This is a genomic window from Sphingobacterium spiritivorum (genome assembly GCF_016725325.1).
Taxonomy (GTDB): Bacteria; Bacteroidota; Bacteroidia; order Sphingobacteriales; family Sphingobacteriaceae; genus Sphingobacterium.
On sequence record NZ_CP068083.1, the window covers coordinates 4,945,817 to 4,962,122 of the forward strand.

Annotated in this window: 17 protein-coding genes; 5 read left to right on the top strand and 12 right to left on the bottom strand. The window is 38.6% G+C overall.

The genetic code is table 11. The features are described from left to right. Window positions 1-285: 285 nt before the first annotated feature. The 3 genes from I6J02_RS20810 to I6J02_RS20820 all read left to right on the top strand — a co-directional run bounded on the left by I6J02_RS20810 (window position 286) and on the right by I6J02_RS20820 (window position 4,158). Window positions 286-2,310, top strand: a complete 2,025-nt coding sequence (locus I6J02_RS20810; RefSeq protein ID WP_201679673.1) for an endonuclease/exonuclease/phosphatase family protein — start codon at window positions 286-288, stop codon at window positions 2,308-2,310. Window positions 2,311-2,498: 188 nt separating this feature from the next. After that, on the top strand, window positions 2,499-2,957 hold the full coding sequence (locus I6J02_RS20815; protein WP_201679674.1) for a MaoC family dehydratase: 459 nt from the start codon (window positions 2,499-2,501) through the stop codon (window positions 2,955-2,957). 73 nt (window positions 2,958-3,030) lie between these two features. Then, complete coding sequence (locus tag I6J02_RS20820; RefSeq protein WP_236582209.1) at window positions 3,031-4,158, top strand: glycoside hydrolase family protein; 1,128 nt, start codon at window positions 3,031-3,033, stop codon at window positions 4,156-4,158. On the opposite strand, the gene I6J02_RS20825 is transcribed toward I6J02_RS20820, so the two are convergent. Next, complete coding sequence (locus I6J02_RS20825) at window positions 4,155-4,466, bottom strand: RNA polymerase alpha subunit C-terminal domain-containing protein (RefSeq protein WP_201679675.1); 312 nt, start codon at window positions 4,464-4,466, stop codon at window positions 4,155-4,157. The genes I6J02_RS20820 and I6J02_RS20825 overlap by 4 nt on opposite strands. Before the next feature lie 266 nt (window positions 4,467-4,732). On the opposite strand from I6J02_RS20825, the gene I6J02_RS20830 reads away from it, so the two are divergent. After that, window positions 4,733-5,158 (top strand): hypothetical protein, encoded by a 426-nt coding sequence (locus tag I6J02_RS20830; RefSeq protein WP_201679676.1) that lies wholly within the window; start codon window positions 4,733-4,735, stop codon window positions 5,156-5,158. Window positions 5,159-5,260: 102 nt separating this feature from the next. Here the strand turns inward: I6J02_RS20830 and I6J02_RS20835 are convergent, their stop codons facing one another. From I6J02_RS20835 to I6J02_RS20845, 3 genes are read right to left on the bottom strand one after another with little or no spacing between them, the layout of a single operon-like run. Next, window positions 5,261-5,686, bottom strand: a complete 426-nt coding sequence (locus tag I6J02_RS20835) for a lipocalin family protein (protein ID WP_201679677.1) — start codon at window positions 5,684-5,686, stop codon at window positions 5,261-5,263. A gap of 31 nt (window positions 5,687-5,717) precedes the next feature. Beyond that, entirely contained in the window at window positions 5,718-6,335 is a 618-nt protein-coding gene (locus I6J02_RS20840) for a hypothetical protein (protein ID WP_201679678.1), read from the bottom strand. A gap of 44 nt (window positions 6,336-6,379) precedes the next feature. After that, a complete protein-coding gene (locus I6J02_RS20845) occupies window positions 6,380-6,712 on the bottom strand; it encodes a DUF4870 domain-containing protein (protein ID WP_201679679.1) in 333 nt (110 codons plus the stop codon). 265 nt (window positions 6,713-6,977) lie between these two features. On the opposite strand from I6J02_RS20845, the gene I6J02_RS20850 reads away from it, so the two are divergent. Beyond that, a complete protein-coding gene (locus tag I6J02_RS20850; RefSeq protein WP_201679680.1) occupies window positions 6,978-8,786 on the top strand; it encodes a helix-turn-helix transcriptional regulator in 1,809 nt (602 codons plus the stop codon). Window positions 8,787-8,877: 91 nt separating this feature from the next. Here the strand turns inward: I6J02_RS20850 and I6J02_RS20855 are convergent, their stop codons facing one another. The 8 genes from I6J02_RS20855 to I6J02_RS20890 all read right to left on the bottom strand — a co-directional run bounded on the left by I6J02_RS20855 (window position 8,878) and on the right by I6J02_RS20890 (window position 16,296). Then, the gene (locus I6J02_RS20855; protein ID WP_201679681.1) at window positions 8,878-9,366 is read right to left on the bottom strand and encodes a hypothetical protein; all 489 of its coding nucleotides are present in this window, start codon (window positions 9,364-9,366) and stop codon (window positions 8,878-8,880) included. A 62-nt stretch (window positions 9,367-9,428) separates the two neighbouring features. Beyond that, complete coding sequence (locus tag I6J02_RS20860; protein WP_201679682.1) at window positions 9,429-9,797, bottom strand: PleD family two-component system response regulator; 369 nt, start codon at window positions 9,795-9,797, stop codon at window positions 9,429-9,431. A 66-nt stretch (window positions 9,798-9,863) separates the two neighbouring features. Next, a complete protein-coding gene (locus tag I6J02_RS20865) occupies window positions 9,864-11,561 on the bottom strand; it encodes an ATP-binding protein (protein ID WP_201679683.1) in 1,698 nt (565 codons plus the stop codon). Between the two features lie 133 nt (window positions 11,562-11,694). Further along, window positions 11,695-13,884 carry a polysaccharide lyase family 8 super-sandwich domain-containing protein gene (locus tag I6J02_RS20870; RefSeq protein WP_201679684.1) on the bottom strand — a complete coding sequence of 730 codons (2,190 nt, stop codon included), beginning with the start codon at window positions 13,882-13,884 and terminating at the stop codon, window positions 11,695-11,697. Between the two features lie 207 nt (window positions 13,885-14,091). After that, window positions 14,092-14,472 carry a response regulator gene (locus I6J02_RS20875; protein ID WP_201679685.1) on the bottom strand — a complete coding sequence of 127 codons (381 nt, stop codon included), beginning with the start codon at window positions 14,470-14,472 and terminating at the stop codon, window positions 14,092-14,094. Between the two features lie 54 nt (window positions 14,473-14,526). Further along, a complete protein-coding gene (locus tag I6J02_RS20880; protein ID WP_201679686.1) occupies window positions 14,527-15,096 on the bottom strand; it encodes a chemotaxis protein CheB in 570 nt (189 codons plus the stop codon). 3 nt (window positions 15,097-15,099) lie between these two features. Beyond that, entirely contained in the window at window positions 15,100-15,924 is an 825-nt protein-coding gene (locus tag I6J02_RS20885) for a CheR family methyltransferase (protein WP_201679687.1), read from the bottom strand. After that, the gene (locus I6J02_RS20890) at window positions 15,925-16,296 is read right to left on the bottom strand and encodes a response regulator (protein WP_201679688.1); all 372 of its coding nucleotides are present in this window, start codon (window positions 16,294-16,296) and stop codon (window positions 15,925-15,927) included. It lies immediately after the preceding gene. Window positions 16,297-16,306 lie beyond the last annotated feature (10 nt).

Genomic DNA, 16,306 nt, shown 5'->3' on the forward strand with positions numbered 1-16,306 from the left:
TAACCTCCGCTGAAATTTTCTTTTGGCCACGCTAATCTGTAACATTTTAAATACTTCCTTACGACATGATGTACCTCAAAAATTCAAAAAAAATATAGAGTCAATCGGTTGATTGGATATAGGACTGACATTATCCTATCCTTACTCCTCTTTCTGCCAGAGGAAGTATACATAGATAATCGTCGTCAATACGCTATATTTGAAATACAGCTTTACTGACCTTAGCATGTTTTATGAGATATACATGTTATGAAATAACCGTTTACTAAATATCATTGATCTTCTATGGTTCTGAAATTCAATCTGCTGATTCTTATAGTTCTATGTTATACCCTTCATAGTGTGGCACAAAAGTCTAATCTGGCTCTACATATGGATGGTAAGGACAATGATGTAAGGACAGGGATAGGAATTATATCCGGCGAATGGACATTAGAGGCCTGGATAAAAGGAAATGATACTAACTGGAAACCGTATGAGGCTATTCTAGGCGGTGGAGAATACAGCGAGCTCAATATCTGTGATAACATGCCTTTGATAATAAAAGATGGCTATCTCTATACTAAAGGTGCTCAGCTGCGTGCTTCTGTCAAGATGGATGATAACTGGCATCATGTGGCTGCTTCCTGTAATGGCCGGACAACTGTATTATATCTGGATGGCAAAGAAGTGGGCAGAAAAGATACCGCAACAGCTATCCTTCCCGGAGCCATAGGGCTCAATGAAAAAGAACACTGCTTCGGCGGATTAATAGATGAGGTGAGAATATGGTCAAAGGCTATTCCTGTATCCGATATAAACAAATGGAAAAATAAACCTGTTACCTCTGCGCACCCTTATTTTTCATCTTTAACAGGGTATTACAACTTTGATGATTTTAAGGATGTTATGTCTGTCAACTGGGTCGGTAAAGGTGCTATAGCTTATCATCTCCGAAATGGCAGAAGTGACTACTATGGTCATCTGCCCATGGCTTATGCTGTAGAAAACACCAATTCTTCATTTCAGAACTTTGAGGGGAAACAACAGCTTTTCAATGCCGTCGTTATCCAAAATGAATGGGATCTTGAGCAAGGTACAAAGGAAGGACAGGCACTGAAAATCAGAGTAATTGCTCAGGGAGATAAAGAAGCACTGACACTGGATGAGATCAGGCTCCGGCTAAACGAACAGACTAGTACAACAGACATCTGCAATATCCGGATTTACTATACGGGACAGTATCCCCGTTCCTCTGTCAGGGAACCTCTTTTTGAACAGCCGGTAAAACCTGCAAAGGAAATGGTATTCCGCAATAATAGAAACAGTAAAAAATTTCATTTACGACCGGGTGTTAACTATTTCCTTATCACCTTCGACATTCATGAAGATGCACATGTTGGGAATAAACTACGGGCAACAGTACCCGAGTTTAAACTTTCAGGAAAGACATACATACCAGAGGAAGAGACTAGTGAAGTATGGCAGCATGTTACACCCAAAATGAATAATAATCTGCTCAGCGTATTACAATGGAATATCTGGCATGGTGGTGTGCATCTGGGGAAAGAAGCCGGAAGAGCCAGAATAACAGATCTTATTCGCCGTTCCAAAGCGGATATCATTACGATGCAGGAAGGATATTCGGCGCAGGACAGTATCGCTCAGGTATTAGGTTTTTATCTGCAAACTAAATCTTCTAAAGATAATCTTGCTTTACTGAGCAGATATCCTGTTCAAAGTATAAAATCCAGCGAACCGTTCAAATCGAATCCTGCCAGAATAGATTTGCCAAACGGCAAACCTATACTTATCAATGATTGCTGGTTGAGATATGCCTACAGGCCCGAGTATACCTGTACTTATCAAAACACGGGAATGAATACACAAACCTGGGTAGCCGAAGACGCTGAACTTGCTCTTACAGACATTCGCAATCTGATAGAAAAAGATGTCAATCCGTATCTGGAATCTCCGGATATGCCTGTTATTATTGCAGGAGATTTTAATTCATTTAGTCATCTGGACTGGACAGAACGAGCCAGATCTTTGCACTATGGCTATGGTCCGGTTGCCTTTCCAGCATCAAAATTTATGTATGCACAAGGTTTTAAAGATTCTTTCAGAGAGTTAAATCCCGATGAAATGACACATCAGGGAGGTACTTTTGCTCCTATATACGGACAGTTGCAGAATGCCCGGATAGATTTTATCTACTACAAAGGGGGGATAAAAGCTATTTCCTCTAAAATTGTCAGGACCAGTCCTGATATTGATGATGTTTGGGCATCCGATCATGCAGCTGTGCTGACTATTTTTGCGGTCGAATGATAATAAACTACAGATTGACTATTATAACAAGAAATTTAGTACATTTAGAAAGACTTTGCGACAAAGGATAATTACGGCTTCATATTTAACAAATATGCGGATTACAGGTTATCCAGATAATAAGCAATTTTAACCGGCATACCGGAAATAAGGATCTTGATTAACACTTAAAATATTGATTTATAACTATGCTGATAATTAACAATTTCGAAGAATACAAATCACACGAAGGGAAAGAGCTTGGCGTTTCGGATTGGCACATTATTGATCAGGAACAAATCAACAGATTTGCAGATGCAACACTGGATCATCAATGGATACATATAGATTCCAAAAAAGCCGAAACTGACAGTCCTTTTAAAACAACGATTGCACATGGCTATCTGACATTATCATTAATTCCTTACCTGTGGAAGCAGATTGCAGACGTCCGCAATATTAAGATGGAAGTAAATTATGGCATAGAGCAGCTTAGATTCGGACAGGCTGTTACTGTTGAAAGTGCTGTACAGTTAAAAGCAAAGTTAATATCAGCCGTTAATCTGCGGGGCGTAACCAAAGTAACTATTGAAGCCACTTTAAATATCAAAGATCAGGCTAAACCTGCATATGTCGGTAATGTGGTATTTTTGTATCACTTTATATAGAATAAAGCTATACCGTATATGCTTTATGCTTATACGGTATTTACTATAACCTAACCAAAAACACCTTAACCTTATGTACAACTCCCCCAAAGGAATGTTGCGTATTGTTGTTGCCATCAGCCTGAGCTTTGTACTCTATATGCATATCGGCACAGTATCTGCCCAACAAACCAATCCGTTTTTCGGACACATTGGTAAAGTAAAATACAATTCCGGATTTTCTATGGACGATTACTGGGTCTGGTGTGGTTCAGTTATCAAAGATGAAAAGGGTACATATCATATGTTCGCATCCCGCTGGCCAAAAAAATTTCCTTTCCATCCGACCTGGATGGTAGCCTCCGAAATTGTAAGGGCAGAATCGCCCACACCTGAAGGGCCATATACATTCAAAGAAGTGGTACTTCCGGCCAGAGGTGCCCAGTATTGGGACGGACGTTCTACACACAATCCCAGTATCAGCAAATACGGAAACAAGTATGTCTTATTTTATATGGGATCTACCCATCCTTTTGACGATCCGAAGGATGCTTCGCAACTTTCCCTCAATTCGGTATATGCGACAGTAGGACGCTCTAATAAACGTATAGGAGTAGCGATTGCAGATGCTGTAACAGGTCCCTGGAAACGATTGGATAAGCCAATTCTGGATAGCAAACCGAATACTTTCTACAGTTTCCTGACTTCCAATCCGGCTCCGCTGATCAGAAAAGACGGATCCGTACTGATGGTATTTAAAGGAAGAGCCTATGGCAAGAAATATCCCTATCAGTCCTCACAAAAGATTGGCATAGCCTATGCCAAATCCATACAAGACACCTTTACAGTCCTAAATAATGATTTACCGCTGTTTGCTGATGCTGCCTATAGTGAATTTGAAGATCCTTTTCTTTGGGAGGATACGGAAGGTCTGCATCTCCTGATGAAAGATATGACCAGCAAGATGACAGGTGAACATCATGCCGGAGTGCTGTTTCACTCCAAAGACGGACTGAAATGGACTATAGATAAACATCCTAAAGCCTATTCCCGGTTATTGCAATTTGAAGATGGAAAAGAAATTACAATGGGACAACTCGAAAGACCATTTGTACTTTTTGAAAAAGGCAAACCTGTTTGCATGTTTTTTGCTACGATGGACGGGAAAGGTGGTTTTGAAAATGGCACAAAATCCTGGAATATTGCTATTCCGATAAATTAACCTTTTTGTACAGGCTGTTCGGGTTTAAAGGACATCCCCTCTTCTTTCAGCAATTTTTCTAATATCGGAATAGATGCTTTTCCGATTCCGTGCAGATTCAGAATTTCTTTTTTAGAGTTTCCGCTGAGTTTTTCCAGGGTATCTATACCGTGGTGTAAAAGCGAATTTCTCACCGGATTACTCAGATACGCCAGAAAACCCGTTACGGGCTCTTTCTCTTTTTCACAGAGAGGGCATACAGGACATGTGCTGCTTTTATAAAACGTATGCCCTTTTGTACATAAACGTAATGTGCTGCCGGTAGTCATCGCTTTTTATTATCGTATTTTACATCCTTCTTTATTTCCTTTAATCCGGGTATGAATATTCATACAAATATATAGCGATTCCTTTTATATAGAATACCGGTTTTATGATTCAGGTTTAGCTACCTGTAATTTTCACCGACAGAAGCCCCGTTTTTGCCGAGTTTTTAGCTGTATTGATCTAATCTCTATTCCCCACCAGCATATTCTACCCTACTTTTGATTCAAACAATAACACATAACAACAAAAACTAAAGAAACTAAATAACATGAAAAACGCAATCAAATCCATCGCAACTGCTCTGATCCTGGTTACTTCTCTAAGTGCTTTCGCAGCTGAAAACACAAACCCGGTTAAAGATAATTCGGTAAGTACTGTCAAATCATTTCTGGAAGCAACCACATTAGGCAACCTTAATTTCAGCAATCAGCTATTCACTAAAGACTTTGAATACTATACGGCAAGTAAGCCCAATGAAAAATTTAACAAAAACCAATACACCGAGTTTCTGAAAAACACCAAAGGATTGCAATACGACTGTATCACTTCATATCAGGTACTGGATGAAAACAGTGATATCTGCGTAGCAAAAGCAACAATGGCTTTTAAGAACTTCACTCGTGTAGACTACATAACCCTTACCCGCAGCCAGAATGTCTGGAAAGTGAGTAAAGTGGTAACCACATACCCCTAAAAACTTGGGTATTTTTGTTTCAACCTAAAGCCTGCGTGGAGACGCGGGCTTTACTGTTTTATGATGTCAAAAAAATCAAATACAACAAGAATTAATCTATACCTAACGTGTCAAATAATACGTTTGTGTATAGGTTGTACCATCTGCGGTCGCAGTGTTTCTAAACGTCAGCTTGTTGCCTGTCAACTCGATAATACTTGTAGGATATCCCCATAAGATGAGAATATTATTGGCCTTAATTTCGTATACAAATTCTTCTTCTCCTTCCGCATTTGTTTTTCCCTTGTCATTGGCAAAAAATTCGAAGTAGACATTTTTAGGATCATTATCTATGATTTTGGGTGGTTCATCACCCTTTTTTGTTTCTTCAATAAAATCTACCAGATTCCAACGGCCAATAATTTTTTGTTTTATCTCCTGAATAGCTTTACTTTCTTCATCAGCCGGGCTGCTTTTTTTGCAACCTGCAACGCATACCAAGGCAATAGTTAACAGTATTACTGTTGTCCATGATTTATTTGTTTTCATCTGTTTATTTTTTAGATAGCGTATTTGACACTTACTCCACAAGGTATTTTAATGAGAGGTAGTAATAACGGTCTTCCTTTGGCTGGTAATAAACGGTTTCTTCCCCTTCATCGTTGGATGTTGAATAATCAATAATCGTCTGTAGGGCACCTAGTTTTTTACCCAATGCTGTAGCTAGTTTTTCAGCACGCCCTTTTCCATCTGCAACAGCTGCCGCTATTATTTTAGAAAAATCTTTTGCCGGCAGATACGTCACACGGCGGGCCATAATAGATACCGTACCTGTTTTATCAATGATTAAGTTATTAAATTTCACCACTTCTCCCGGATCGGATGTCTGAAAACTATAAAAGCTGCCACCTGCACCATATTGTGTCAGTGCATAAGTGAGTTTATCTTCTGTAAACCGGGAAGAATCAAAACCTGCTGCTTTAGCTCTGTCAAAAAATACTTTCTTTATATCTTCCAGACTTCTTTTTTCCTCCGAGTAAGACAACTCTTCAGTTATCAGTATATCCAGTATATATGTCTTAATTGTTTTTTCAACTTTAGCCATACCTCTTACTTCTATACAAGCCTTTTCTGTACTCTGGCCAGAAACTTCACAGATTGTTGTAAAGCACAACATTACTATTATTACATACTTCATATCCTATTCATTTAGTAGGTGTAAAAAATTATAAAACACTTCATTTAGGCTAAAAAGCCGAATTTTTTCTCAAAAAAGCCACCAATTACAGGTACTGGTTTTGTAACCTCGTTTGATGCATTGATCATCCCCAATACCAATAAAATAAGTGGAATAAGCGTAAATAAAGAAAAGACAATTGACAAGGTTGGTAGTAAAGAAGTTAAGATACCTGCTATAATGGAAATGATAATACTAAAAACAAACACGCCCAAACTCTGCTCCAGATGATAAGTCACATACGTACTTTTATCCGTTTGCTTTTTATAGGAGAAATAAGCGATCAACCAACCAATGATGGTAATGTAAGATACAATTGCTAAAGTCTTGTTGTTCATAAAATAAAATTTTAGAATTAGTGGAATTGAATTACTTCTTACAAAGATGCTGTCCAATAGCTGTATTTATGAAAAATAAGACATCTACAAAGTCTCTACAGAAAAACAAAAAGTGCCCATAAAACATCTACAAACCTATTTTTCCCGTTAAGCCATATAGTTGAAAAGAGCCAAAATGGTCATAATTCTAACTTCAAATTGTATTTTTGTTATGGTCAGGTCAGGAATTCACACTTAATACATTGTAGGCCCTATGAAGCATTATATGAGACTGGTAATTATAGTATTCGTGCTCTTTGCAGGCATAAAAACGGTATGGTCGCAATCTGTTATTGAAGATTCATTAAAAACATTGCTTCGCAATCCGCAACTCAGCCCAGAAAAAAAGACAATGGCACTTTCTCATCTCGGCCGGATTAGTTACGAAACAGATATGCCATTTGCTTTAAGTATTACGAACGAAGCGCTGCAACTTGGTAATAAGCTTACTGATGGTCAGTACAGTGCTTTTGCACTCGCTACACTGACTTATCTGAACGTACAGCGGGACAGCCTTGTATTGGCTCAAAAAAATATTGACAGTGCATTAACATATACCGCAAAATCTTCAAACAATGTTATTAATGGTTATGTATGGCTAAGAAAAGGCTGGCTGGAATATATTGTAAATAATACCACCAAAGCAACTGCTAGCTTATTTCGTGCACTTCAATTGCTGGAAGGACAGCACGCATATGCCTACGAGAGTTTAGCTTATCATTATCTGGCAAGTATTTATGCTGACCTGAAAGATGTGAAAAATTTAAAAAAATATACCCATCTTAGTCTCAATTCAGCTTATCATTCAGCAGACCCTGATATTATTTGTAACGCTTATCTGGCCACAGGCTCATCATTTTTACAAGACTTCAGAAAGGAACCAACACAAAAGATATTGCTCGATTCAGCCATTTTCTACAACCGACAGCTCTTGTCACTCTCTCAATCGCAACCAAAGCGCATTATCAATCATATTAATACTGCTGCTGCAGCCTTAAACATGGCCAATATTTACTGGGAATTTTATCCAAAGCACTATAAAGACAGTGCCGAAAGGTATATTAATCTGGCTTTGACAATTGCGCGAAAGACAAAACATGAGGAAGTTATTGCAAATTGTTACGGTATATTAAGCGAATATGCCATAGCTGAAGGCAATTATGCGGAAGCAGAGCGATTGTTTCATATGGGTTTTGCTGAAGTAGCACAAGATCCGGGTAGCAGAAAGCAAGTAATGGCTTCCATGATGAAAGGACTGGCCAATGTAGCGGAAAAAAGTGGAAATTCTGTAAAAGCATTGGGCTACTATAAACAATATATGACCTACGAACGGGAAGCATACGATGCCGGGAGATTGGTTGAAGCACAGCGGCTGGAAGTACAGTATGAAGCTGAAAAAAGAGAAAAAGAACTGGAAACATTAAAAGAACGTGCTACTTTTAACCAAAAACTCAACTTTATTTCAGCCGGATTGATCTTAGCCGGTATACTTGCGCTTATCTTTCTTTTTCGTTCTTATCATTTCCGTTTAAAATCTTCGATTCAGCAGCAAAAGCTACGGGCTGAGGAGACTGCACGCCTTAAGGCCGAACAAGAGTTATTGCAGGAAAGGGAAGACAGATTGCAAAAAGAACTGCTGGCCGGCAATTTACAGGTCGAGCAAAAGAATGAACTTTTACAGGCCATGCGGGATAAATTAGCGGCCCCCTCTGAAAATGATATGCTCAAAAATCAGATGGAGCGTATATTAAAAGAGGATCAGCGGTTGAATGAAGATTTCGAACATACTAAAGCCAGTCTGACAAATATACCGCCTGAATTTTTCAACCGTCTGCAGCAACTGGCTGATAATAAGCTTACCCGACTAGATCTGAAGCACTGTTCATATATTTTAATGGGCTTCTCCAATAAAGAAATTGCCAATCGTCTGGGCGTAGATCCAAAAAGCATTTTTATGGCTCGTTACCGCATAAAACAAAAACTAAATCTGGCAAAAGAAGATAGTCTGGACCTCTTAATACAAAGGATAAGCTAAATTTTGGGAGACTGTCAAAACATAAAGAAACTGTCTTTTGCATTGACAAAATTTGGATTACTATTTCAGAAATATAGAAAATACGACCTCTTTAAAAGTCCTTATCATAGGTTCGGTTCCAATGCTTATTTCTATCCATTGGTGTCGATTTCACTTTATACTCCAGTCGAAGTCCGTTAATGCGTCTTTGTTTGAGACGTTTATTCACTTCGTCTATATATGCTATTTTAGCGATTTTGTACAATCCGTAAGCTGTTCCTTCAAATCCTTCATTAGCGATATCATCACCCACCAGTTCCAGATTAAAAAAGCAATTCAGATAGTCTTTCCAAAAGAAGATCGGATTATCATGATTATCCTTATAACTTTCTTCCGAATAGCACATTTCATCATCAATTTCAAAATAATCGGCCAGCATCTGATTGGTTTGTGCGACAAAGTCTTTGGCTACGGCCTCATCTTTAAAAGGAACAAAGGAAATAATATCACCTTCCTCCAGCGTATCAAACATCGAATGGTTATTGAAGCAATGAATCATTTCCGGTAATAATTCGACCACATCATTGTACATTTTCTTCATAATGCAAACATACGAACAATATAAGGGATGCGAAACATTACCCTTTAACTTTAGCGCGGAATTTAATTAGCCAGTTTCTCGATCGTTTCGATCAGTTCCTGCAGTTCAAATGGTTTTTCGAGAAAAGCGTCTGCTCCGCTTTCTATTGCGGATGCTTTAATATCCTTACTTGCAGAAATCATTAAAACCGGTATTTTGGATGTTTGGGGGTCATTTTTTATGATTCTGCAGATATCACGGCCATCTATTCCGGCCATCCAGATATCCATAATAACCAAATCCGGACTGGAGGTAGAAGTCACCACCTGGGGCACTATAGATCCATCCAGTGTGGAATCTACATTGTATCCCATCATTTCCAACAACATCGTAGTGGAATCTACTATTCCTGCATCGTCATCTGCCAATAAAATTCGTTTCACTTTTCTCATGATTTAAAAACAATTCAATAACTACGCCAAAAGTAAAATTAAGATTATCATTTGATTAATATTATATTACTCAGGAAGTACTACAGGAATTGTAAATTGAAAGATAGAACCTGATCCTATCTCACTCTCTGCCCAGATACGGCCATTGTGACGTTTGATTATTTCTGCACACAGATACAAACCGATACCAAATCCGGATATTGTTTTTGTTTCTTTATTCTCGATACGATAAAATCTGTTAAACAGGCGATCCAGTTCTTCCTGCTGAATACCCATCCCCTTGTCTTCTACACTTACAAGAAGCTGACCGGAATTCAACACACTCTTCAATGTAATTTCCTTACTTTGAGGCGCATATTTAATCGCATTACTCAGCAAATTACTGACAACCTGACCAACCTTATCCCGATCCGCATAAAGCAAAATAGAACCTGTAGGTACAAACTGAATATGATGTGTATTATGCGTCAGCAAAACATCCGATATGATCTCACTGATCAACTCGTTAACATCAAAAGATTGTTTTTCCAGATACAGATTGCCATCCTCAAACCTGGAAACATTTAAAAATCCGCTGATCATACTGTTCATTTTGGAAACCTGACTTTTTGATCGGTCCAAAATGCCTGTAAGACGGTCATCTTCATGATTTTTCAATATCATCTGTAAAATCTGTACATATCCCATGAGTGAGGTAAGCGGTGTTTTGAGTTCATGACTCACAATTGAAATAAAGTCATTTTTCAATTGTTCCTCACTTTTCTGCTTACTGATATCCATTACTACCCCGGTGAAGAATAATCCTTCACTGCTGACATCTCCTATCAATCTTCCAACAGCCCTGAGCCAACGAATTTTCTGATCATGAAAACCTTTTACAGTATACGACAGATCATACCCATTTCCTTCGGCTATAGCCGTCTCTATAGAACTGGTTACCCAATCCCGGTATTCATCTGTGATTTGCCCGAGACAATCACTCAATGACACCTGCTGCTCTGGATAAAATCCAAATAGTTCTTTCAGGCGTATAGAAGCCACCAGTTCTCTTGTTTCTACATTGACACTCCAGGTGCCAAAATTTGCCGCTTCTATAGCCAGCCGTAACATCATTTCCGAATGTTCAAACTGACGTTGCGATAACAGAAGTTCACTGTTAATCTCAATAAGTTTTTCATTTACATCTCTGGAATACTCATTCGACTGACTAAGTTCTAAATTAACCGCACGGTGTTCTCTGGATAAGGTCGTCAGCTCTTTGTTGGCCTGTTTAAGTTCTTTATTTGCCTGCTTAAATTCACTGTTGACATTTTTCAGTTCTTTATTAATCTCCTGCTGTAGCTTTTCCTGACTTTCTACAAGTTTCCAGGCAGCCATCCGGTCACTCACTTCAGTAGCTGTGTGCAGAATAGCATAGGTACGACCGGTCTCATCTGTTAAGGCGCGATAGATAAAGTCAAAGTAATAGGTTTGAAACTGTCCGTCTATAAACAATTTGGCAGGCACATCTTTAGCTTCATATGTATTTCCGCTGTTCCAGACATTTTTCAGAAGATCAATAAAACCCTGTTCTTTCAAACCGATAACAACCTCTCCCAGTTCCATGCCGATTATGCTTCTATCCTTTCCCCAAAACGTCAACATACTGTCATTTGCAAACTCGATAATCAGATTTTCACTTGTATATATAGCGGTAGCATCCTTTGATAAAATCAGAATATCTAACAATTGCCTGTTGGTAAGTGAAAATGTATTGTCAATCATAGTAATAATGAGGTAAGTCAGTGTTAAAAACAAGGGATATGTTATTCCTTATCCTTGTCCTAATTTACATTAATTTTGCAAATGCAGAAAGGCTTACGTATTAATTTTGCATTACGAACCTCCTATGCAGGTATTAATCTATTATCTTAGAAACTGTCTGACCCGCAAAAGGTTTTTGAGGAAGTTCAAATTCTATCCGGATTGGAGCAGACTTCTCAGGCAACTTTACACTGACATTGAGCTTTTTATGCTGCTGTGTCGGATCTGATACAGAAATCTCATATTGACTGTTATCCAGTTTTCTAAGCATTATTACAGCGGGAATATCTGACCCCAATTTCAGCTGATCATTTGAGAAAGGTTCCGTGGTTTTATAAAATACAATTTGCCAGATATGTAATCCTTTGTGAAAGACGGCCTGCTTTTCATCATCGTTAGCCAGAATGGAAATATTATCCTTTAGCAGATAATTTTTCATATCTGCAGGTTCCCTTATTCCCGGTACCATAATGTAAGCATAAGTTGCGTTTTTCGGACGGACACTATGCTCCAGAGTCAACTGAAATACATTCTTGTCTTCAACCTTCTTATTATTTTTCTCTCCCGTATGTCTTATTTCACTCCAATCGCTCTTCCTGTTTTCAACCGATAAATTTACATTACCTGCATTTGGAAATATATAGCCTACCCGATTATGCAAGACCCAATTGATATGATTTCCCGCATTGAAATTACTATTCATGCTAAACGGATGTACCTCATGATCTGCGCATATATAAAATCCCTCTTCATTGTGGAAGGTTTGATTAAGAATTGTATGGACAGGATAAGATAGTGAGGAACGAATACCCGCTCCCAGACAGACAATCTCCTCATCAAACATAAACCATGCTTTTTTTGCAGATGTATGCAGATCTTCGTCCACGACATATGCAGTAGCTCCGTATAACCCGTCAGAAACTCCACCGGAAAAAGCATGAGTACCTCTCCGGTCTCCCTCTCCCGGAGCCTTGTTGACAGGAATAGGCAAAGTATCCGGTAAGGTTGTTCCCGGTAATTTCGTCCATTTCCAGAGTGGAAATATATTATAATATTCAGGTCCGTCCAACTGTAGATTTAATGTTCCCGAGGCTCCCCAGAATCCTTTTATATTTTCCTGATTTCCGATCTCCTGTGCATAATTTCTGTTAGATACCGCATGTATAGAGAGGAAATAAGAAGGTCGGCTATGCACTGTATAATCTGTATTCCAATAGTGTTTATGTTGTGGTTTTATACCAAATGAAACATCTTCTTCACCAGTCATTCTTTTACGTATGATCTCATACTGTTCTTTTCCCTGAGGATCAATTTTTTCCAATCGGAACAGGTCAGACGAATAATCCCTTTGAGTAGCGCCAATCCGGGATATTCCTCTTCCCAGAACATTCCAGTCGATCCATTTGCCCCGGATGACGCCAAATATAGATTCCAGAATAAATTCGCGGAATAATGTTAATTTTTCTCCTTTCAATGCATATTCAGTATCTGCTGTGTAACTGGCTGCTTTAATAACACTATGCATAAATTCTGTCCCGTAAGCACCGTTATACAAATATCCGTAATGCATATCATAGGAAAGATCATATTGCATCCCTTCTCCTTCCGTATATTCAATCGGCGCATACGTTTCCCTTACCCCCGTCTCCAGAACAATCTTATTCCGCAACAATGCGCCCATGTATATCCACCCCATGGCGATCTGTGCTTTATTTGCGCCGAAATTAAATTTATGCATTGGGTTATTACGGCCATTGCTTGTGACGGATGTATCTTTACATATGGCCGCAAGCGTACTTTTTTCAACAGACTTCTCCAAAGGTTTGGCACCGAATTTCATATTGATAAGGCTCAGGGACAAAGATTGAGGGCGTGTAATCCCTTGCTGATACCAGTTGTCACAATACGGCAACGGCTTATGATTGGTAAAATATGTTAAGCTTTTATGGACAGCATACCATAAATCCTTATTTCTGTAATAGCTACTCTGTGGATGTGAATATGCCAAAGTCATAGTTCGGATCCGCTCCAGTACAGGCATCCAACCAGGGTTAATCCGTTTATGATCTGTATAATCAAATTCTTCCCATTTGCCATTGTCGTGATTGAGCGTAGAAAGGCTATTTTTCACTTTCCTGTCCAGCTCGCTGATATCTTTAACAGCGCTGACCTGTTCATCATGAACTCGTTGTAATATAGTCTGATAGATATCTTCAGTCTGCGCCTGAGCATGGAAATAAAGGCAAACTGTAAAGAGTAATAAGAAAATTAGATTAGGTTTCATAGCTTATTATCCGGTAACGGATTTATCAGTCGCTAATGTAATTTTTATAAATTGGAATACAAACCTAATCGGAGAAAGATCTGCTTTAGTAACAAACTTGGTGCAAAATACAGCTCATAATAACTACAAAAGGCAGAAAAATCTGCCTTTTGTAGTTATTATACTCACTTTAAGAATTAGAATAATCAGAAAGTGTTGCTTAAGTTGTTAGGATTTACTACCTGCTTCAGTCAGCACTTGTTCCACAATATTTTCCAGATCAGAAAGATCGAATGGTTTTGCCAGATAGGCATCTGCACCAGCCGTCTCTGCAAGAACATGAATATCATTATTCGCGGAAACATAAATAACCGGAATATGATTAAAGTCGGGATGTGCCTTCAGGAGTTGTGTTGCCTTAATACCTCCGATATCCGGAATCCAGTTGTCCATCAAAATAACATCAGGGTTTACTTCGGCAGCTTTCTCTATAATATCATGTGAAGTCTGAGAAATTTCCACCTTATAACCTGCTTCTGCAAGTATAATGGAACACACTTCCAATATATTGATATCATCATCAAAAAGCAATACGGTTTTGTCGTTCATAAGTATGTAATGTTGTGAGGTATATGTTAATTTGTACAGTAGATGTATTGGATACTAAACGCTTAATTGGTTTATAAATACGGCTAATTCTTCAGGTTTCAGCAAATAATCAACCTGAACACGCGATACTGCCTGTCTGGGCATATAATCCACCTCTGCTGTTTGAGGATCCTGCACAAGTATTATGCCATTATTATGCTTTATCCTGCATAATCCGTCAACTCCGTCAGCATTTGCTCCCGAAAGCAGTAAAGCTACTGTATTTTCTTCAAACACTTCAGCTGCAGACTGGAATGTGACATCTATTGAAGGACGGGAATAGTTCATTTTTTCTGAAGAATCTAAAGAAACCAGGTTTTTATTTTCAAAAAGAAGATGATAGTCCGGAGGTACCACATAAATACATCCGTTTTCAAGAGACATCTTATCTTCGACTTCAAATACTTCTAAATCCGTATAACTTGAAAGCAATGCATTAAGTATAGAATCAGGATACGGTTTCCGATGAAGAATAATAACAATTGGAAAGGACAGACCTTTCCGTAGTCCGGGCAGGGTTTCCAATATTACTTTCAGACTTCCTGCAGATCCGCCAATAAGAAATATCTCTGCTTTTTTCAACATCTTCTACTTACTTTTTCGCCAGATTTTTTCAGCATCCAGCTGTTTGTACCGGCTTTCCAAAGCGGAAAACCGTAATGTTTCCTTTGATCCCAGGGCAAGAAAACCAAGACTATCCAGGCTGTCATCAAACAGACGGAATACCTTATTTTGCAATTCTTTATCAAAATAAATCAGCACATTCCGGCACATAATCAGCTGAAATTCATTAAAAGAACTGTCCGAAACCAGATTGTGTGTTGAGAATATCATTTTTTCTTTCAGATCTTCATTGAATTTAACCATGTCATAATTGGCCGTATAATAGGTTGAAAAATCTGATTTCCCTCCGGATAAGATATAATTTTCGGAATACTGTTTCATCTGGCTTATCGGAAAAATTCCCTTTCTGGCCTTTTCCAGTACACCCGGATTAATATCCGTAGCATACAACAGCGATCTGTGATATAAATTTGCTTCCTTCAGCATAATAGCCATCGAATACACTTCCTCTCCGGTAGAACATCCTGCCAGCCAGATGCGGACAAACGGATAAGTTCCCAGCTGAGGAAATACATTTTCTCGTAGAGATTTATAAAAAGACGGATCGCGAAACATCTCTGTAACATTTACCGTTATCTCTTCGATAAACCGTTGTAAATATTCCGGATGATTCAGCACTTTATACCGTAGTTCTGCAAAACTGGTAAACTTATCAATCAGACAAATCCGGTTTATTCTTCGTTTGAGAGATGCACGGCTGTATTCTGTAAAATCATAACCATATAGGGCAGATACATCTGCAAGTAGCATTTCGAGCTCATCATTTTTTATAATATTCGGCTCCAGCATTTATTTCACTTTTCCTATAACCGCCAACAACTTATCTACATCTATAGGTTTGGAGATATAATCCCAGGCTCCTGCTTCTATACACTTTTCCCTGTCTCCGTCCATCGCCTGTGCGGTGACTGCAATAACAGGGATATGCTTATATTGTTCTAAACCACGGATGATTTTCATCGCTTCATATCCATCCATTTCAGGCATCATCATATCCAGCAGCACCACTCCTATATTTTTGTTTTCTTCCAGCAGTGCAATTCCTTCAGCTGCCGACTGACTGGATACCGAACGGTATCCCTTCGACTTTAAAGTCAGGGTCAAGGCAAAGATATTTCTGCTGTCATCATCAATGATCAATATTAACTTGTCCTTTTCCATAATCTTATCT